Origin of the sequence: Pseudomonas sp. RL_5y_Pfl2_69, assembly GCF_963970465.1 — a bacterium.
Taxonomy (GTDB): domain Bacteria; phylum Pseudomonadota; class Gammaproteobacteria; order Pseudomonadales; family Pseudomonadaceae; genus Aquipseudomonas.
Window position 1 is genome coordinate 355198 of the sequence record NZ_CAXAOU010000004.1, and the last position, 18328, is coordinate 373525.

Annotated in this window: 15 protein-coding genes; 6 read left to right on the plus strand and 9 right to left on the minus strand. The window is 56.6% G+C overall.

Annotated features, from left to right (window positions below; all coding sequences use genetic code 11):
- Positions 1 to 166 precede the first annotated feature (166 nt).
- The gene (locus AACY07_RS09950) at positions 167 to 1177 is read right to left on the minus strand and encodes a DNA-binding protein (RefSeq protein WP_339474633.1); all 1011 of its coding nucleotides are present in this window, start codon (positions 1175 to 1177) and stop codon (positions 167 to 169) included.
- 178 nt (positions 1178 to 1355) lie between these two features.
- Here AACY07_RS09950 and AACY07_RS09955 point away from each other — a divergent pair, with 178 nt between their 5' ends.
- The 3 genes from AACY07_RS09955 to ahpF all read left to right on the plus strand — a co-directional run bounded on the left by AACY07_RS09955 (position 1356) and on the right by ahpF (position 4739).
- Entirely contained in the window at positions 1356 to 2294 is a 939-nt protein-coding gene (locus tag AACY07_RS09955; protein WP_133079212.1) for a site-specific integrase, read from the plus strand.
- Positions 2295 to 2486: 192 nt separating this feature from the next.
- On the plus strand, positions 2487 to 3050 hold the full coding sequence (gene ahpC, locus AACY07_RS09960; RefSeq protein WP_016780891.1) for an alkyl hydroperoxide reductase subunit C: 564 nt from the start codon (positions 2487 to 2489) through the stop codon (positions 3048 to 3050).
- 126 nt (positions 3051 to 3176) lie between these two features.
- Positions 3177 to 4739, plus strand: a complete 1563-nt coding sequence (gene ahpF / locus AACY07_RS09965) for an alkyl hydroperoxide reductase subunit F (RefSeq protein ID WP_338647370.1) — start codon at positions 3177 to 3179, stop codon at positions 4737 to 4739.
- Positions 4740 to 4794: 55 nt separating this feature from the next.
- Here ahpF and gloA read toward each other — a convergent pair whose 3' ends face one another.
- The 4 genes from gloA to AACY07_RS09985 form a co-directional block, all read right to left on the minus strand.
- Positions 4795 to 5316: a lactoylglutathione lyase gene (gene gloA / locus AACY07_RS09970; protein WP_326397924.1), complete on the minus strand. Its 522-nt coding sequence runs from the start codon at positions 5314 to 5316 to the stop codon at positions 4795 to 4797.
- Positions 5317 to 5451: 135 nt separating this feature from the next.
- On the minus strand, positions 5452 to 6018 hold the full coding sequence (locus AACY07_RS09975; protein WP_338647373.1) for an isochorismatase family protein: 567 nt from the start codon (positions 6016 to 6018) through the stop codon (positions 5452 to 5454).
- A gap of 509 nt (positions 6019 to 6527) precedes the next feature.
- A complete protein-coding gene (locus AACY07_RS09980) occupies positions 6528 to 6887 on the minus strand; it encodes a histone-like nucleoid-structuring protein, MvaT/MvaU family (protein WP_339474635.1) in 360 nt (119 codons plus the stop codon).
- 235 nt (positions 6888 to 7122) lie between these two features.
- The gene (locus tag AACY07_RS09985; RefSeq protein ID WP_339474636.1) at positions 7123 to 8670 is read right to left on the minus strand and encodes an EAL domain-containing protein; all 1548 of its coding nucleotides are present in this window, start codon (positions 8668 to 8670) and stop codon (positions 7123 to 7125) included.
- A gap of 336 nt (positions 8671 to 9006) precedes the next feature.
- Between AACY07_RS09985 and hppD the strand changes: the two genes are divergently transcribed.
- The gene (hppD, locus tag AACY07_RS09990; RefSeq protein ID WP_133079207.1) at positions 9007 to 10083 is read left to right on the plus strand and encodes a 4-hydroxyphenylpyruvate dioxygenase; all 1077 of its coding nucleotides are present in this window, start codon (positions 9007 to 9009) and stop codon (positions 10081 to 10083) included.
- Positions 10084 to 10178: 95 nt separating this feature from the next.
- Here the strand turns inward: hppD and AACY07_RS09995 are convergent, their stop codons facing one another.
- Genes AACY07_RS09995 through AACY07_RS10005 form a run of 3 tightly spaced genes read right to left on the minus strand, consistent with a single transcriptional unit; the run spans position 10179 to position 15125 of the window.
- Entirely contained in the window at positions 10179 to 10814 is a 636-nt protein-coding gene (locus AACY07_RS09995; RefSeq protein ID WP_338647381.1) for a DUF1345 domain-containing protein, read from the minus strand.
- 52 nt (positions 10815 to 10866) lie between these two features.
- On the minus strand, positions 10867 to 13968 hold the full coding sequence (locus AACY07_RS10000; protein ID WP_133079205.1) for a multidrug efflux RND transporter permease subunit: 3102 nt from the start codon (positions 13966 to 13968) through the stop codon (positions 10867 to 10869).
- A 2-nt stretch (positions 13969 to 13970) separates the two neighbouring features.
- Complete coding sequence (locus AACY07_RS10005; RefSeq protein WP_339474638.1) at positions 13971 to 15125, minus strand: efflux RND transporter periplasmic adaptor subunit; 1155 nt, start codon at positions 15123 to 15125, stop codon at positions 13971 to 13973.
- A gap of 169 nt (positions 15126 to 15294) precedes the next feature.
- Here AACY07_RS10005 and AACY07_RS10010 point away from each other — a divergent pair, with 169 nt between their 5' ends.
- Together AACY07_RS10010 and AACY07_RS10015 are read left to right on the plus strand one after the other, a co-directional pair.
- Positions 15295 to 15996: a response regulator gene (locus AACY07_RS10010; protein ID WP_133079203.1), complete on the plus strand. Its 702-nt coding sequence runs from the start codon at positions 15295 to 15297 to the stop codon at positions 15994 to 15996.
- A 4-nt stretch (positions 15997 to 16000) separates the two neighbouring features.
- Positions 16001 to 17296 (plus strand): ATP-binding protein, encoded by a 1296-nt coding sequence (locus AACY07_RS10015; protein ID WP_339474639.1) that lies wholly within the window; start codon positions 16001 to 16003, stop codon positions 17294 to 17296.
- Positions 17297 to 17312: 16 nt separating this feature from the next.
- Here AACY07_RS10015 and rarD read toward each other — a convergent pair whose 3' ends face one another.
- Complete coding sequence (gene rarD / locus AACY07_RS10020) at positions 17313 to 18194, minus strand: EamA family transporter RarD (protein ID WP_338647388.1); 882 nt, start codon at positions 18192 to 18194, stop codon at positions 17313 to 17315.
- Between the last annotated feature and the right edge of the window lie 134 nt (positions 18195 to 18328).

The following is an 18328-nucleotide window of genomic DNA, read 5'->3' on the forward strand; positions in this document are numbered from 1 at the left end:
CGGAAAGCTGCATCGGGGGCAATGGCCTCAATGCATTGCTTCAGACCAATCCGGTCGCCTGTATCGCGAGCAAGCCCGCTCCCACAAGGAGCGCAAAGCTGTGGGAGCGGGGTTGCTCGCGATGGTATCGATACGGTGAATCAGTAGAGCCGGCTCTTCAGCAGCATCATGGCTTTTTCGCCTCGTCGACTTTTGGTTCTGATTGCTCGCTATGCGCTTTCATGGTTTCAAGTGCCGTCTCGGCAGTCATTGCTCTGAGTGTCAGAGCGGCTGTGACTTCTTGTGACTGGCTATGCGCCTGCTTCAAGCCTTCGCTTTCCTGGGTAGCCACCCGCAAGCGTTCCTGGAGCAGGGTGCATTCGTTTTGCAGCTGGCTCAGTTGACCCGTCAATTGCCCGTTGAGGTTGCTCAGCTTGTGCTGCTGGTCATTGGCCTGGTTCAGTTCTTTGTTCAGGGCGCGGCTCTCGCTCAATACGCGCTCGTTGTCACGATGCAGCTGGGTGATTTCATCCTGACGTACCAGCGCGCTCTGTTGGGCCTGGCGCAGTTCCATTTGTACCTGCTGCAATTGCCCCTCATGGCGACGCTGATCCTGCTCCCGTTGTTCCTTGACGGCACTGCGGTAGTGCTCAAGGGCGTCGCGGGCGTGCAGGTGCTTTTCTTCCAGTGAGCGGATTTGTTCGTCACGGTCCGTAAGGCGCAGCTCAAAGTCACTGCACGCCTGATTCAGGGCGGCGTTGCGGGTTTGTTCGGTTTGCAGCATGGAGCGGGTAGCTTCGAGGTTGGCGCTTTCCTGGCTCAGTGCCGTGCCTTGTATCTCAAGGCGTTGCTCAAGCTGTGCCTGGGCGTCTTGCGCCTCGCTCAGTTGCTCGCGCAACTCGATTTTCAGCTGTTCGTAATGGGCCTGGGCGCGGTCAATCGGCTCTTGCGCCTGCTCCTGCAGGCGCTGGGCGAGGCGGGCTACCAGCTCGGTCAGTTCGTCACCGATCTGTTCCTGAGGTGCTCCGCGACGTGAGTCGACCTCGTCCAGCTCTTTTAGATAGCGATGGATCGTGGTTTTCGATCCGGTATTACCCATCTCGATACGTACAGCATCAATGCTCGGGTGTTCGCCGCGGGCCAGGATCGCCGTGCGTGCAATTTGGACTACCGCTTTGTTTACGCCGCCACGGGCCATGGCTTTCTCCTACGATTTTGTACTGTGGTATGTATCATGTAATTACATACTATATTAACGATTAAATTTTGTCTTTATTTATGATTTAAGACACGGGATATACTGGTATTATCCCGTGCTAGAGCCTTTAAACAGCGTTTTGGGCTCGTTTTCAGTACGCCAATCAAGAGAACTGCCCATGAGCGAGCTGGATCGCTACTTAAACGCCGCGACCCGCGACAACACCCGCCGTAGCTATCGGGCTGCCATCGAGCATTTCGAAGTGACCTGGGGCGGTTTCCTTCCCGCCACCAGCGACAGCGTGGCGCGCTATCTGGTGGCCCACGCCGGACAGCTGTCTATCAACACCTTGAAACTGCGTCTGTCGGCGATTGCGCAATGGCACAACAGTCAGGGGTTTGCCGATCCGACCAAGGCCCCGGTCGTGCGCAAGGTGTTCAAGGGCATCCGTGCATTGCATCCGGCACAGGAGAAGCAGGCCGAACCGCTGCAGTTGCAGCATCTGGAGCAGGTGGTCGACTGGCTCGAAGGCGAAGCGCAGGCAGCGCAAGCCAGCGCGGATCAGCCAGGGCTGTTGCGGGCCAGGCGTGATGCCGCCCTGATTCTGCTGGGGTTCTGGCGCGGGTTTCGCAGCGATGAGCTATGCCGTTTGCAGGTCGAGCACGTACAGGCGGTCCCGGGCGCTGGCATTACGCTGTATCTGCCCCGCAGCAAGAGTGACCGCGACAACCTGGGTAAAACGTTCCAGACCCCGGCACTACAGCGACTGTGTCCTGTGCGGGCCTATATCGAGTGGCTCAATACGGCAGCGCTGGTGCGTGGCCCGGTGTTCCGCGGGATCGACCGCTGGGGCAACCTGGGCGAGGAGGGGCTGCACGCCAACAGCGTGATCCCGCTTCTGCGCCAGGCGCTGGAGCGAGCCGGCATTGCTGCCGAGCAATACACCAGTCACTCGTTGCGTCGCGGTTTTGCAACATGGGCCCATCAAAGTGGTTGGGATTTGAAGTCGCTGATGAATTACGTCGGCTGGAAGGACGTCAAGTCAGCCATGCGCTATGTTGAAGCGAGCCCGTTTACCGGGATGAGCCTCACCGCTGAAAAGCCTGTTGGCAACTGATTGAGGTCAACTTGAAAGCCGGCCCGATGGCCCATAGTTGAATAGGGACTTGGGGTATTAGCTTTCTTCTATCTATAGCGTCACTTGATAGCTAAAACCAATCGGCAGCATCAGCTTTGCCAATGAGCCAGATGCGAAATGTGTTGTTAGGATTCACCTCATCAACTTTTCAACCCTGACGGAGAGTCAACGATGCCTATCATCAACAGCCAAGTAAAACCGTTCAAAGCAACTGCCTACAAAAACGGCAGCTTCGTGGAAGTGTCGGACGCTGACCTGAAAGGCAAGTGGTCTGTCGTGTTCTTCTACCCAGCCGACTTCACCTTCGTTTGCCCAACCGAACTGGAAGACCTGGCTGACAACTACGAAGAGTTCAAGAAACTCGGCGTGGAAATCTACAGCGTGTCGACTGACACCCACTTTGCCCATGCTGCCTGGCACAACACTTCGCCAGCCATCGGCAAAATCCAGTACACCATGATCGGCGATCCTACGCTGACCATCTCCCGCAACTTCGACGTGCTGATCGAAGAAGCTGGTCTGGCTGACCGCGGTACTTTCGTGATCAACCCGGAAGGTCAGATCAAGATCGTTGAGCTGAACGACGGCGGTGTTGGTCGTGATGCCTCCGAGCTGCTGCGCAAAATCAAGGCTGCTCAGTACGTCGCAGCTCACCCAGGCGAAGTGTGCCCGGCCAAATGGAAAGAAGGTGAGTCCACCTTGGCTCCATCCCTTGACCTGGTCGGCAAGATCTAAGTCTGTGAAGCACCCAAGGGCGGTGAACCGCACCTAAGTAGTCAGCAGCATCGCCCTCAAAACGCCCGGGCGACATTCGCTCGGGCGTTTTTTTTACAGAATCAATATTCAAAGGAGATCGCCCGTATGTTGGACGCCAATCTAAAAGCACAGTTGAAGTCATACCTGGAGCGGGTCACACAGCCGATCGAGATTGTCGCTTCTCTCGACGACGGTGCGAAATCCCGTGAAATGCACGACCTGTTAAAAGAAATTGCCAGTCTTTCCAGCATGATCACCCTGCTGGACAACGGTAACGATGCGCGCAAGCCTTCGTTCTCGCTGAACCGCCCCGGCGGCGATATCAGCCTGCGTTTTGCAGGTATCCCGATGGGCCACGAATTTACTTCGCTGGTGCTGGCCTTGCTGCAAGTAGGCGGCCACCCATCGAAAGCCAGTAGCGACGTGATTGAACAGATTCGCTCCCTTAAAGGCGAGTTCAACTTCGAAACCTATTTCTCGCTGTCTTGCCAGAACTGCCCTGATGTTGTTCAGGCTCTGAACTTGATGGCAGTGCTCAACCCGAATATTCGCCACGTGGCGATCGACGGTGCCTTGTTCCAGGACGAAGTCACTGAACGTCAGGTGATGGCGGTGCCAAGCGTTTACCTGAACGGGGTGAACTTCGGTCAGGGTCGCATGGGCCTGGAAGAGATTCTCGGCAAACTGGACACCAGTGCCGTTGAGCGTCAGGCCGAAAAAATCAGCGCCAAAGAAGCCTTTGACGTGCTGGTGATTGGCGGCGGTCCGGCCGGTGCTGCTGCAGCGATCTATGCTGCGCGTAAAGGCATACGTACCGGTGTTGCGGCCGAGCGCTTTGGTGGTCAGGTGCTGGACACCATGGCCATCGAGAACTTTATCTCGGTTCAGGAAACTGAAGGACCAAAGCTTGCCACTGCACTTGAGGAACACGTCAAGCAATACGACGTCGACATCATGAACCTGCAGCGTGCAGACAAATTGATCGCCGGCAAGGCGGGCGAGTTGCACGAAGTGAAATTTGCCAGCGGTGCATCGCTAAAAGCCAAGACCGTGATTCTGGCCACCGGTGCCCGCTGGCGTGAAATGAACGTGCCGGGTGAGCAGCAATACCGCAGTCGAGGTGTTGCTTACTGCCCGCACTGTGATGGTCCGTTGTTCAAGGGCAAGCGTGTTGCAGTCATCGGCGGCGGTAACTCGGGCGTTGAAGCCGCCATCGACCTGGCAGGCATCGTTGCTCATGTGACCCTGCTTGAGTTCGATACCGCATTGCGCGCCGATGCGGTATTGCAGCGCAAGTTGCACAGCCTGCCCAACGTAAAGGTCATCACCAATGCCCAGACCACCGAGGTAACAGGTGACGGGCAGAAAGTGAACGGTCTGCTTTACAAGGATCGTCAGTCGGGTGAAGTGCATGCCGTGGAACTTGAAGGCATCTTTGTGCAAATTGGTTTGTTGCCTAACACCGATTGGCTCAAAGGTACTGTAGAGCTTTCGCCCCGTGGTGAGATCGTGGTCGATGCTCGTGGTGAAACGTCGATCCCCGGTATTTTCGCAGCCGGTGACGTGACCACCGTACCGTACAAGCAGATCGTGATCGCGGTGGGCGAGGGCGCCAAGGCTTCCCTGAGTGCGTTCGATCACTTGATCCGCTCTTCTGCGCCGCAATAAGCGGCCTGAAACAAAAAACCCATGAGCGATCATGGGTTTTTTTTGAGCCCGATATTTACATCGGTTGTGGCTGGATGATCTCGACCCAGTAACCGTCCGGGTCTTTAACGAATGCCAGGGACTTCATGCGGCCATCGTTCAGACGTTTCTGAAAGTCCACGCCCAAGGCTTCAAATCGCTCACAGGCGGCACGGATATCCGGCACCGAAATACAGATATGGCCGAAACCGCGCGGATCGGTATTGCCATTGTGGTAGACGACGCTGTCGTCGGTTTCCGAGCCGTGGTTGTGGGTCAGTTCCAGGATGCCGGGAATGGACTTCATCCACAGCGTACGCGCAGCGTCGTCTGCGGGGATCTGTGCCTTGTCGACCAGCGCCAGAAAATACAGGCTGAATTCAGCTTCAGGAAAGTCACGCTTTTCAACCAGTGAGAAACCCAGTACGCGGGTATAAAAATCGAGGGACTTCTCGATGTTTTTGACGCGCAGCATGGTGTGGTTGAACACGAAGTTATGGGTAGCGCTATCTGGTTGGCCAGTGACGCCAGGGATGTTGTTCAGGTCTTGCAGGCTCATGAACCCTCCGAAAATGATGCATAGGTGATCGGTCGCTACGATGAGCGTGATGAGGGAATGATACGGAAAGTGAAGTCTTGCGCCAAACCTGTTTTAGGGGGGGCGGGGCTGTCGCGTTTCAACCTCTGCATAGCTTCATAGGGTGAACTGTGCGATCACTTCATGCGATGACATGACATCGGCATATTCATCACCGAGTATGGCCAAGGTTAATTCATGAACGGTTGTGGCGTCCCACGACTGCCCATGCGCCCCAATGACGGGCACGGCTGTCGTCGCGTCTGACGGAAGAATGATGCTGTAACCGAGCGCTTTTCCCGCACGGACTGTGGCATCCATGCTGTTGTGAATCACAACACCCGTCAGCACCAAACGCTTTACCTGCATCCTTTTAAGGATGGCGTCCAGTTCAGTGGCAATGAAGGCGCAGTTTTGCTGTTTGGTGATGACGGTTTCTCCCTGTATCGGGGCAACGTCTTTCTTTATTTCATTCCAGGGGCCGTGGACGTAATAGCTGGATGTAGGTGTCTGCTCATCGTGCTTCACGTGAAGAACCGGCCAACCATTTGAGCGCCAATGATTAAGAAGGCGTTGGATTACCGGCAAATAGTCAGGATTACTTTTGCCATCCCAGTTCGGGCGATCAATGGCATCTTGAACGTCAAGGATAATCAGGGGGACAGGGCCGGATTGTTCCTTCATGTAATCTCATCTCCTTTTGGTGACAGTAGGTCGAGTGTGCTGAGCCCAGCCGCTACCAGCAGATAACCATCATGCAGCTTTCGCAGACATGGACAAATCGCGGGCAAAAAGAAGCCCGCCGAAGCGGGCATGGGGCGCTAGTCCTTTAGCAGCCTCTATCCTGTGACCCGCCATGTGAAAAATTTGTGAAGCATCTTCCCCTCCCGTCCTTTTCGGTCCTGCGGGTCGCAAAATACGACTTTTCCTACACCGCAATTGGCTGGGGTTGTTTTTTACTCGGGGCGTTCGGTAAAACACATGCGTGTACTTGAGCGGATCGCTGGCAGGAGCCCGCCAAGAAGCGACGTTGAAGTTTTAATGATGGACTAAAAATAACGTAACTCTGCGCCGCACGATAATGTGAGCCCTTCATCATAAAGTTGAGCCCTTTATAATGAAGGGGGGCTCAGAACGATTAACTCAGGTACAAAAAAGCCCTGCCGGGGCAGGGCGTGATTTGCAGGGGGGCTTTATGCACGAAGCCAAGTATCTACCGTTGCTGCACCATACTCTTCTTTCCAGGCTTTCAAGCCGCGATGGTTGCCGCCTTTGGTTTCGATAAGTTCGCCGGTATGGGGGTTTTGGTAAACCTTGAGCACTCGGGCCTTGCGCTGTTTAGGGGCTGATACGCCCTTTGAAGCAGAAGGGTTTGGGTCAAGGATGGCGATGATGTCCCGCAGGTTTTTGCCATAGGTTTTCATCAAGCCTTGAAGCTTTTCTTCGAACTCGATTTCCTTTTTAAGTCCGGCATCATTTTTCAAGGCTTCCAATTGGGCCAGCTGTTCTTGTAGCGCTTTTTCAGCAGCGCGAAACTCAGCAAGTCTAGACAAAGTCATTACTCCATTCGTAGGTTCGGTGCGATGAAACCGAAGCGAATTAATGATGTTTGGAATGCACAAGATTTGCAGGACGAACCCCCGAGATTTTGATCCCGGGGAACGCATCCACTGATGCAGACAATTAAAAGTTCGTATTCGGACAAAAAAAATTGTAGTTGCTAATTCCTACGCTGCCAAGTGCTATAAGCGTGCTGTTTGAAAAAGTTTCAAACAGCACGCTTATTTATTAAGTGGGGGTTAAGCGTGCCTGTAAAGCCTCGATGAACTCGGCAGGCGGCATGGGGCGCGCAAACAGGTAGCCTTGTAAAAAATCAACGCCTTGAGCGGCCAGGTACTCGCTTTGTTCTTCTGTTTCAATGCCTTCTGCGACAATCCCCAAGTCCAGCTTCGCACTCAACTCAATGATGCTGTCAAGGATATGTCTGGACAGGGCATCTACCCCAATCAAGGCGACAAAGCTCTGGTCAATCTTCAAGTAATCAACGTTGAACTCGCGCAAGTAACTCAGGCTTGAATGGCCGGTGCCAAAGTCATCAATGGCAATCATGACCCCCAGGGTGTGCAATTCACTGAACAGTTGATGGGCAGTGGGGGTGGGGACGATTAACTCGCGCTCGGTGAGCTCCAGGACAAGGTTGATGTGCCCCGGCGGGAAAGCGTCCAGAAAGCGTCGACAGTCTTCAACCAGCTCAAGGTTCTGGCAATGGTGGGCTGAAATGTTGAAGGCTATATGGAAACCGGGCTCCATGTGACTGGAGTGGGGGGCAAGCAGCTGTGATGTTTGCTCCATCAGCGAGCGCGTCATCGGCACAATCAAGCCCGAGTGTTCTGCAAAAGGGATAAACAGGTCCGGACGAACCAGCCCCTCTTTAGGGTGTTGCCAGCGCATCAATACTTCGGCCCCGGCCCATTGTTTGGTATCACCCCGTACGACGGGTTGGAAGTAAGGTATGAACTCGGCCGCCTCCAGGCCACGGCGCATTTCACTGGAGGGTGAAGACGAGCGTTTTTGAAGCCTGTTAACCGTCAAGGCTGAAACAATGCCCAGAAAGATCAATAAACCCAAAAGCCCCGGGTATTCAACAATCACATGTCTCCAGACTTCACCCTCGTTGAAACCTGCGATAACACGGTAGGGGTACTCGGGTGAAGGCACTGCAGTTTGTGCCACAGGCAAATGGGGAGGCGGCGTATTGCGTACCTGGCCATAGCGGTCGATCCAGGCATCGCCCACGACAATCAGTAAATAGGTTTTGTGATTGACCAGGCCCAGTACGTTGACCAGATGAAAGCCATACAAGCTGATCAACACCCCGCGCTTGTCCTTGTTCTGGCGGTAAACCAGAACCGGGTCATTGGGCGTTACCATGGTGCCCGGCATCAGCCACAGCACACCGTTTGCATATTTCTCAGGGCTCACTGCTTCTTTGTATTTGCCAAATAAAGACGTGCAGTAGATCTGGTTGTCCCACACCAGATTCACGGAGCGTACATAAGGACGTCTCGTGACTTGCTCGCGCAGGGCCAGTTCAACCTGGGCGCAATCGCGGCCCGCCTGCGGCAGGACAATGTCGGCGGCCAACTTGGCATTTTCCAGCATCAAGTCAAATTGTCGTACGGCTTCCTGGGCGGTTTGAGTGGCCTCAAGTTTCAGTGAGCGGTTGGCCTGCCAAACTATAATCAAGACACCCAGCACGACAGGTAACAGTCCGCTGAGCACAATCAACGCGTAACGGTCAGTCCATTTACGGCTCATTTTTGAGGTGAGTGGCATTCAAAATCCTGCTAACACAGAGGTGGGGCTTGGGTGCACGCTACAGAACAGTAAGAAAAGCGTAGCAGTGCATGCGGGCAATTTTACAATGGGTAGGACAAATAAGATTACGCCATGTAGAATCGGCTTACGCATACAAGAATAACGACTTCTGAAAGCAGAAGCCCTACCGCGTAAGAGATGGATCGAAATGAAGCGATTCGGGTTCCAGTTGATCTACGGTGATTTCCTTGCGCGCAGTGTGCGCGGGATCTCCTGCGCGCCGCCAGCCAGCCTCAGCATTCTTGGCATATAACCCCTGTTAATTCTAAAAATGACCATGATGAGGCGCCTAAAATGGCTGATCTATACGAAAACCCAATGGGCCTGATGGGCTTTGAGTTCATCGAATTCGCGTCCCCTGTACCCAATACCCTTGAACCTGTGTTTGAAATCATGGGTTTCACCAAGGTGGCGACCCACCGTTCCAAAGATGTGCACCTGTATCGCCAGGGCGATATCAACCTGATCCTCAACAACGAGCCCAACAGTGTTGCGTCCTACTTCGCGGCCGAGCACGGTCCGTCGGTATGCGGGATGGCCTTTCGGGTGCGCAATGCACAGCAAGCCTATACCCGTGCACTTGAATTGGGGGCTCAGCCGGTACATATCCCTACCGGCCCGATGGAACTGAACCTGCCTGCAATCAAAGGCATTGGTGGCGCTCCGTTGTACCTGATCGACCGCTATGGCGAAGGCAACTCGATTTACGACATCGACTTTGTGTTCATCGAAGGCGTAGACCGTCATCCGGTCGGCGCTGGCCTGAAGATCATCGATCACCTGACCCATAACGTGTACCGCGGCCGCATGGCTTATTGGGCCAACTTCTACGAGAAGCTGTTCAACTTCCGCGAAATCCGTTATTTCGACATCAAGGGCGAATACACCGGCCTGACCTCCAAGGCCATGACCGCGCCAGATGGCATGATTCGCATCCCGTTGAACGAAGAGTCGTCCAAAGGTGCGGGTCAGATCGAAGAGTTTCTGATGCAGTTCAACGGTGAGGGCATTCAGCACGTTGCCTTCCTCAGTGATGACCTGATCAAGACCTGGGACGCACTGAAGAAAATTGGCATGCGCTTCATGACCGCACCGCCAGAGACCTACTACGAAATGCTTGAAGGCCGCCTGCCGAACCACGGTGAACCGGTTGAAGAGCTTCAATCGCGGGGCATCTTGCTGGACGGTTCTTCGGAGTCGGGTGACAAGCGCCTGCTGCTGCAGATCTTCTCTGAAACCCTGATGGGCCCGGTGTTCTTCGAGTTCATCCAGCGCAAGGGCGATGACGGCTTTGGCGAAGGCAACTTCAAGGCACTGTTTGAGTCCATCGAACGCGACCAGGTGCGTCGTGGTGTGCTGACTGCAGACTGATACGCCTCATGCCCGCTCCCACATGACGCGTTCCTGTGGGAGCCGGGCTTGCCCGCGATAGCATCGCCAGCAAGCCTGCTGCTGCCATTCCCTCCCTAGAACAACCCCGCCGCAATATTGATCGTAAACCCAAGCACTGCCGTGTTGAACAAAAAGCCCAGTAATGAGTGAGCCAATACCGCTTTGCGCATTTCGCGGGTGGCGATGCTCACGTCGGCTGTCTGCACCGCAACGTTGAGGGTGAACGAGAAATACAGAAAATCCCAGTAGTCCGGGTCCAGCAATCCCTCCGGGAAGCGCAGTGCCGGCTCCGGCCCTTCGTTGTTATAGAACAGTCGCGCGTAATGCAGGCTGAAAATGACTCCGATCATCAACCACGAACCCACCACCGTCAGCCCGGTAAAACCGTAATGAATCAGGCGATCGGTGTCACTGGTAATGGTGCCCGACAACTCTAGGGTGACGGCCGCCAGGCTGGCGATTGCAGCAATGCACACGGTAAAGAGCACCATGCTGGCATTTTCATCTTCGACTTCAGCCGTGCTTTTGACGTCACAGGCCCTGGAGTGGATCACCAGCCATAACGTAAAGGCCAGATACAGCCATACAGCGCTGTTCCAGCCCAGCAGGAATTTGGTGGTCACGGTAGCGGCAGGAGCAAAAATGCCAACGGCCAGCCCGACCAGAGTGGCGGCGGTCAAGCGGGGGTGGGTGCGTGCAAGGTGCGACATAAACAATCCCTGTTACTGAGTTTACAAGCACCTTAGCACGCACTGCCGGGGGTTAACCCTGGCGAGGTTTGCTTCTTGCCAGCTTCATCACCACCACGAAGAACACCGGTACAAACACCACGGCCAGAGTTGCGACGATCATGCCGCCGATCACCCCTGTACCGATGGCCTGCTGACTCGCGGAACTGGCGCCGGTGGCGAGTGCCAATGGCACCACCCCAAGGATAAACGCCAGTGACGTCATCACAATCGGGCGCAGCCGCAAGCGGGCTGCTTGCACGGTAGCGTCCACCAGGTCATGCCCCTCGTCGTACAGGGTCTTGGCAAATTCGATGATCAAAATGGCGTTCTTTGCCGACAGCCCGATAATGGTGATCAGGCCCACTTTGAAGAACACGTCGTTGGGCATTCCGCGCAACGTGACCGCCAGCACCGCACCCAGCACGCCCAATGGCACGACCAGCAGAACAGCGGTCGGGATCGACCAGCTTTCGTACAGTGCAGCCAGGCACAGGAAAACGATCAGCAGCGACAAGGCCAGCAGGATCGGTGCTTGAGCCCCGGACACCTGTTCTTGCAACGATAACCCTGTCCATTCCAGGCCCAGGCCTGCCGGGAGCTGGCTGACCAGGCGCTCAATTTCAGCCATCGCCTCGCCGGTGCTGTGCCCGGGGGCCGATTCGCCGGAAATGCTGATCGCCGGGTAACCGTTATAACGCGTCAGCTGGGACGGGCCCTGTATCCAGCGGGCTTCGACAAAGGCCGAAAGCGGCACCATCTTGCCCTGGTCGTTACGCACATTCATTTTCAGCAGGTCTTCGACCTGGCTGCGCTGATCACCTTCAGCCTGAACCACTACCCGTTGCATGCGGCCCTGATTCGGGAAGTCGTTGACATAGGCCGAGCCCACCGCCGTGGACAACACGGCGCCGATGTCGGCAAAGGAAATGCCCAGCGCATTGGCGCGTTTACGATCGACCTCAAGCTGCACCTGCGGGCTTTCTGCCAGTGCTTCTTCACGCACATTGGCCAGCACAGGGCTTTTGGCTGCCAGTTCCAGCAACTCGCTGCGGGCTTGCATCAGCCTGTCATAGCCAACACCGCCACGGTCTTGCAAGCGGAACTCAAAACCGCTGGAGGTCCCCAGGCCACTGACCGGAGGTGGAAGGATGGCAAAGGCCACCGCGTCCTTGAGTTCGCTGAAAGCGCCGTTCGCCCGGTCAGCGATTGCGGATGCAGAGTCCTGGGCGCCACGTACCGACCAGTCCTTGAGGGTGGTAAAGGCCAGCGCTGCGTTCTGGCCGCTACCCGAGAAGCTGAAACCCAGGATCATCGTGGTGTTACCCACCCCGGGCTCGCTGGCGTTGTGTGCCTCGATCTGCTCGGCCACCTTGATCGTGCGGCTCTGGCTGGCGCCTGGCGGCAGTTGAATGTCGGTGATGGTGTAGCCCTGGTCCTCGACAGGCAAGAAGGAGGAGGGCAGGCGTGCAAAGCACACCACCAGAATCACCAGCAAGGCACCGTAGACCAGCAGGTAGCGTGTGCTGCGCTTGATCAGGTGCACCACCCAGTGTTCGTAACCTTGTGACAGGCGCTCGAACTTCCTGTTGAACCAGCCAAAGAAACCGCCCTTGGCGTGATGCTCTCCCTTGGCGATCGGCTTGAGCAAGGTTGCGCACAGGGCCGGGGTCAGGGACAGGGCCAAAAATGCCGAGAACAGAATCGAAGTCGCCATCGACAGCGAGAACTGCTGGTAAATCACCCCGACGGATCCAGGCATGAATGCCATTGGAATAAACACGGCCACCAGCACCAGGGTGATGCCCACAATCGCGCCGCTGATCTGGGTCATCGCCTTGCGGGTCGCTTCTCGCGGCGAAAGCCCTTCGCTGACCATGATCCGCTCGACGTTCTCGACCACCACAATGGCATCGTCCACCAGAATCCCGATGGCCAGCACCATGCCGAACATGGTCAGCACGTTGATTGAAAAGCCCAGCGCCAGCATCGTGGCGAACGTTCCCATCAGTGCCACCGGCACCACCAGGGTCGGGATCAGCGTATAGCGAATGTTCTGCAGGAACAGGTACATCACGGCAAATACCAGCACCATAGCCTCAACCAGGGTGTAGATAACCTTGGTGATCGAGACTTTGACAAACGGTGTGGTGTCATACGGGATGGTGTATTCCACTCCGGCCGGGAAGTAGCGGCTCAGATCGTCCATCTTGGCGCGAATCAGGTTGCCCGTATTCAGGGCGTTGGCCTCCGGTGCCAGTTTCACGCTGAAAGCGCTGGCTGACTTGCCGTTCAGCCGGGTGCCGTACTGGTACTCCTGGCTGCCGATTTCGACCCGGGCCACATCGCTGATGCGTACCGTGGAGCCGTCCGGGTTGGCACGCAGCACAATATCGCCAAACTCTTGCGGGGTTGATAGCTGGCCCTTGACCAGTACCGTTGCGGTGATTTCCTGGGTGGAACGCCCCGGCAGATCGCCGATGCTGCCCGCGGAAACCTGTGCGTTTTGACTGGCAATCGCCTGGTTGACGTCGGCCGGGGTCAGGTTGAAGCCGATCAGTTTTTGCGGATCGATCCAGATGCGCATGGCACGTTCGGCACCATACAACTGGGCCTTGCCGACGCCGTCGATGCGCTTGACTTCGTTCATCACGTTGCGCGCAAGGTAATCGCTGAGGGCAACCTCATCCAGCGCGCTGGTGCTGTCGGCGGTCAGTGTCACCAGCATCAGGAAGCCCGAGGAGATTTTCTCGACCTGCAGGCCTTGCTGGATAACCGCCTGGGGCAGGCGCGATTCCACCGCTTTAAGACGGTTCTGTACATCGACCTGCGCCATCTCCGGATCGGTGCCGGGTTTGAATGTGGCGGTGATGCTGGCACTGCCCAGGCTGCTCTGGGATTCGAAATACAGCAAGCCATCGGTGCCGTTGAGCTCCTGCTCAATCAGGCTGACGACGCTTTCGTCCAGGGTTTGGGCCGAGGCGCCGGGGTAAATGGCGTAAACCTCGACTTGGGGCGGCGCCACGTCGGGATATTTGGCTACTGGCAACTGCGGGATGGCCAAAGCCCCCGCCAGCAGAATGAACAACGCAACGACCCAGGCAAAGACCGGGCGGTCGATAAAAAACTGCGGCATGCTCACCGATCCGTGGAGTGTGCGAGAGGGAGTGTGGGGTCATCGATTTGTACCTGCTCACCCGGGCGTGCGTGCTGCAGGCCTTCAGTGACGATACGGTCACCGGCCTTCAGGCCGGAGGTCACGGCCCAGCGATCATTTTGCGCACTGCCCAGTTGAACCGCCTGCAGGTGCACGCGGTTTTCGGCATCGACCAGCAGCACCTGGGCGATCCCTGCGCTGTCACGCATGATTGCCCGCTGCGGCACGCTGATGCCTTCCTTTTTGAACGCCTGCTCCAGTCGAACCCGCACAAAACTGCCTGGCAAGAGATCGTAGTAAGGGTTCGGGAACTCGCTGCGCAGAATGATTTGTCCGGTGCTCGGGTCAACCGTCACATCGGTGAACAGCAGTTTGCCCGGCAACGGATAAAGGCTGCCGTTGTCCCGAATCAATGTGGCCTTTGCTTGTTGCTTGCCGACTTGCTGCAGCTCCCCGGCGCGGAATGCTTCGCGCAGGTTGTCCAGATCGCGGGTGGACTGCGTCAGGTCGACATGAATCGGATTGAGTTGCTGGATACGCGCCAGCGGCGTGACTTCACCCTGGCCGACCAGAGCGCCTTCCGTGACCAGTGCACGGCCAATGCGCCCCGAGATGGGTGCTGTAACGGTGGCATAACCCAGGTTCAGCCTGGCGCGCTGAAGCGCAGCCTGATTGGCGGCCACATCGGCATTGGCCTGCTGTGCTGCAGCGCGCGCATTGTCATGGTCCTGACGGCTGATCGCGTTGATTGCTATCAGCTCGCCATAGCGCTGGTCCTGCAGTTTTGCCTGCAAGGCAACAGCCTGGGACTTGCTCAAGGCGGCCTGCGCACTGTCCAGGTCAGCCTTGAAGGGCGCCGGATCAATCAGAAACAGGACATCACCCTGTTTCACCTCGCTGCCTTCGGTGAACACGCGCTTGAGCACGACACCGGCAACCCGGGCACTGACTTGCGCCACGCGGGGAGCAACCACCCGGCCGCTCAGCTCGTTGCTGACGGACAAGGGGGCGGTGGCGATGACTTCGGTGCGTACCTTGGTCAAGGGAGGTTTGGTCTCAGCGACCGGGCTTTTATCGCAGGCGCTGAGGGTCAGGGCCAGCGCCGTAAGGAATAGCGGGGCGAAGAGCTTTTTCAACGATCGTGCCTTCTTAAATAAGCGGGATGTTTCTGTAGGCATGCTAAGCGCAGCACGCAAGAGGCGTTGTGAAGCAATGTAGGGGGTATGTGAAAAAGTGTGAAGGTTCTGCTCCTATCCTTGTAAGGTTGTATATCCTTCGGGTTTTCCCCGGTTGTAAGCATTGATTATGCCCACTATTTTGCTGGTCGAAGACGACGCCGCGCTGTCGGAGCTGATTGCCAGCTACCTGGAGCGCAATGGCTATCAGGTCAGCGTGATTGCCCGCGGCGATCAAGTGTGTGACAGAGCAAGAAGCAACCCTCCGGATCTGGTCATTCTTGACCTGATGTTACCTGGGCTCGATGGTCTGCAAGTCTGCCGCTTGCTGCGAACCGAGTCTGCCAGTCTGCCGATCCTGATGTTGACAGCCCGCGACGATAGTCATGATCAGGTGCTGGGGCTAGAGATGGGTGCAGATGATTATGTGACAAAACCTTGCGAGCCCCGTGTATTACTGGCCCGTGTGCGCACGCTTTTGCGTCGCAGCAGCCTGACCGAGCCTCAAATGGCCAGTGACCGCATCACCATTGGCAATCTGTGCATCGACTTGTCAGAGCGCACCGTCAATTGGCGCGGACAGATCATCGAGTTGTCCAGTGGCGAGTACAACCTGCTAGTGGTGCTGGCCCGGCATGCCGGTGAAGTGCTGAGCCGTGATCAGATCCTGCAGCGTCTGCGGGGCATCGAGTTCAACGGCACGGACCGTTCGGTGGATGTGGCGATCTCCAAGTTGCGGCGCAAGTTCGATGACTGCGCCGGTGAAGCGCGCAAGATCAAGACCGTGTGGGGCAAGGGCTACCTGTTCAGCCGCTCGGAATGGGAATGCTGAACCCATGTTGAAGATTCTGATACGCCTGTACCTCGTGACCATCGTGACGTTCGCCCTGGCCAGTTACCTGGTGCCCGGGGTGATCGTATCGCTGTTTCATGATCGCTTCATGAACTACAACGTCGATATGTCGCGGGGCATGCAGACCCTGCTGGTCAAACAGTTCCATCATCTGCCCCCGGAGCAATGGCCAGCCCTTGCCCGCGAACTTGATGCACAGTTTGAACCGATGAAGGTCAATCTGCTGCCCATTACGGATGCCAAGTTCAGCGCCCAGGAGCAACGCCAATTGCAGCAAGGCAAGGGCGTGTTGCGCATCGGCGATTGGGGCTGGCGCACGCTGGTGGTTTCTCCGCTGGACGAACAACTGGCGATTGAATGGGTGATGCCTCCGGACCCCTTCGACATGAGTGTGTTGTATTGGAGTATCAACGTCCTGATTGGCGCGGCATTGCTGGGCGGCCTGCTGTTGTGGCTGCGCCCGCACTGGCGTGATCTGGAGCGCCTAAAACTCACGGCGGAGCGTATCGGTCAGGGGCAACTGAGCGAGCGTACGCAGATATCCCAACGCTCGAACATTCATGGCCTGGCCACGGTATTCGATGCAATGGCCCAGGATGTCGAGCACCTGCTCAATCAGCAGCGCGACTTGTTGAACGCGGTGTCCCATGAATTGCGCACGCCCTTGACCCGCCTGGACTTTGGCCTGGCGCTGGTGCTGTGTGACGACTTGCCGGATGGCAGTCGCGAGCGCTTGCAAGTGTTGGTGGGGCATATCCGCGAGCTGGATGAGCTGGTACTGGAACTGCTGTCTTTCAGCCGCCTGCAAAACCCGGCATTGGTTCCAGAGAGAGTGGAGGTGTCGCTCGATGAGTTTATCGACAGCATCCTTGGCAGCTTCGATGAAGAGCTGGAGGCCCCCGATATTGTGCTGGACGTGCTGTTGCAAGGCGCCCAGGAACGCTTCGCCCTTGATCCGCGCCTGACTGCGCGGGCCCTGCAAAATCTGCTGCGCAATGCCATGCGTTACTGCGACAGGCGAATTCAGGTGGGCGTGAATGTCACCTCCCAGGGCTGTGAACTGTGGGTAGATGACGATGGCATCGGAATTCCCGAGCAAGAACGGGAAAGGATCTTTGAGCCGTTCTATCGCCTGGATCGCAGCCGGGACCGGGCTACCGGCGGCTTCGGCCTGGGGCTGGCGATCAGTCGGCGTGCCCTGCAAGCCCAGGGCGGCACGCTGAGCGTGGAGCAATCGCCTATGGGCGGTGCTCGCTTCAAGCTCTGGTTACCGGCTTGAAGCGAGGTGTTACGGCTTAGATGGAGCGGCGCTGGCGGCTCACGTGCTTCAAGCCTTCAATAATCAAGACGACCACCGCGAGCCAGATCGGGCCGTAGGTCAGCCATTGACCCTCTTCCAGGCTGTCGCCCAGCAACAGGGCCACGGCGACCAGCAGCACAGGCTCGACGTAACTGAGCAGGCCAAACAGGCTGAACGGCAGCAGGCGGCTGGCCAGAATGTACGAGAACCCTGCGGCCGCACTGATGATGCCCATGAGCGGTACCAGCAGATAAAGCGCCTGGCGCTGTTCGCCAAGGTCGACATGGGGGCCGGCCAGCACAAACCAGAGGGCTGCCGGGACCATCAACAGCATGTCCAGCCACAGGCCGCCCAGATTGTCGATGCCGATCTTTTTGCGCAATACGAAGTACATCGGGTAACCGATGGCCACGACCAGTGTTGTCCAGGAAAACCCGCCCGTGCGATACAACTCATTGGCCACGCCGATCACGGCCAGGGCCGTGGCTATTTTCTGCAGGTGGGACAGGTGCTCACCGTAGACGATGCGCCCGGTGAGGATCATCGTCAGTGGCAGCAGGAAGTAGCCCAGCGACACATCCAGACCATGCCCGTTGAGCGGCCCCCACATGAACATCCACAGCTGCAGGCCAACCAGGAAGCTGGTCAGCAGTACACAAGGAATCAGTAGAGGTTTGTCGCGTAAACGATTGAAAATTATAGGAACCCATTTCCAATCGCCGGAGAGGCATATAAACAGGGTCATGAAGGGAAGCGAGATCAGTATTCGCCAGCCGAAGATTTCCTGGCCATCAAGGGGCCAAAGAACGGAAGTGAAGTAGTACAAGACGCCGAACAGGCAGGAAGCCAAAATCGATAGAACAATACCTTTAGACACAACAACCTCAATGGATCTACAACGTTACTCGTTTGAGTGGGCACGTAGCTTGAGGCTGTTGGTTGTCGGTGGCAAATGTCTTTTAAACCAATTACTTGGGAGTCATTCTTGTTGAGGCGGTTCAACTTGTAAAA

What these genes read in the sequence shown, in the direction of transcription:
- ahpC (WP_016780891.1), top strand. Translation starts at nt 2,487, where the DNA reads ATGCCTATCATCAACAGCCAAGTAAAACCGTTCAAAGCAACTGCCTAC.
- AACY07_RS10015 (WP_339474639.1), top strand. Translation starts at nt 16,001, where the DNA reads ATGTTGAAGATTCTGATACGCCTGTACCTCGTGACCATCGTGACGTTC.
- AACY07_RS09985 (WP_339474636.1), bottom strand. Translation starts at nt 8,670, where the DNA reads ATGCCACTCACCTCAAAAATGAGCCGTAAATGGACTGACCGTTACGCG.
- AACY07_RS10000 (WP_133079205.1), bottom strand. Translation starts at nt 13,968, where the DNA reads ATGCCGCAGTTTTTTATCGACCGCCCGGTCTTTGCCTGGGTCGTTGCG.
- AACY07_RS09975 (WP_338647373.1), bottom strand. Translation starts at nt 6,018, where the DNA reads ATGAAGGAACAATCCGGCCCTGTCCCCCTGATTATCCTTGACGTTCAA.
- AACY07_RS09995 (WP_338647381.1), bottom strand. Translation starts at nt 10,814, where the DNA reads ATGTCGCACCTTGCACGCACCCACCCCCGCTTGACCGCCGCCACTCTG.
- gloA (WP_326397924.1), bottom strand. Translation starts at nt 5,316, where the DNA reads ATGAGCCTGCAAGACCTGAACAACATCCCTGGCGTCACTGGCCAACCA.
- hppD (WP_133079207.1), top strand. Translation starts at nt 9,007, where the DNA reads ATGGCTGATCTATACGAAAACCCAATGGGCCTGATGGGCTTTGAGTTC.
- ahpF (WP_338647370.1), top strand. Translation starts at nt 3,177, where the DNA reads ATGTTGGACGCCAATCTAAAAGCACAGTTGAAGTCATACCTGGAGCGG.
- AACY07_RS10010 (WP_133079203.1), top strand. Translation starts at nt 15,295, where the DNA reads ATGCCCACTATTTTGCTGGTCGAAGACGACGCCGCGCTGTCGGAGCTG.
- AACY07_RS09950 (WP_339474633.1), bottom strand. Translation starts at nt 1,177, where the DNA reads ATGGCCCGTGGCGGCGTAAACAAAGCGGTAGTCCAAATTGCACGCACG.
- AACY07_RS09955 (WP_133079212.1), top strand. Translation starts at nt 1,356, where the DNA reads ATGAGCGAGCTGGATCGCTACTTAAACGCCGCGACCCGCGACAACACC.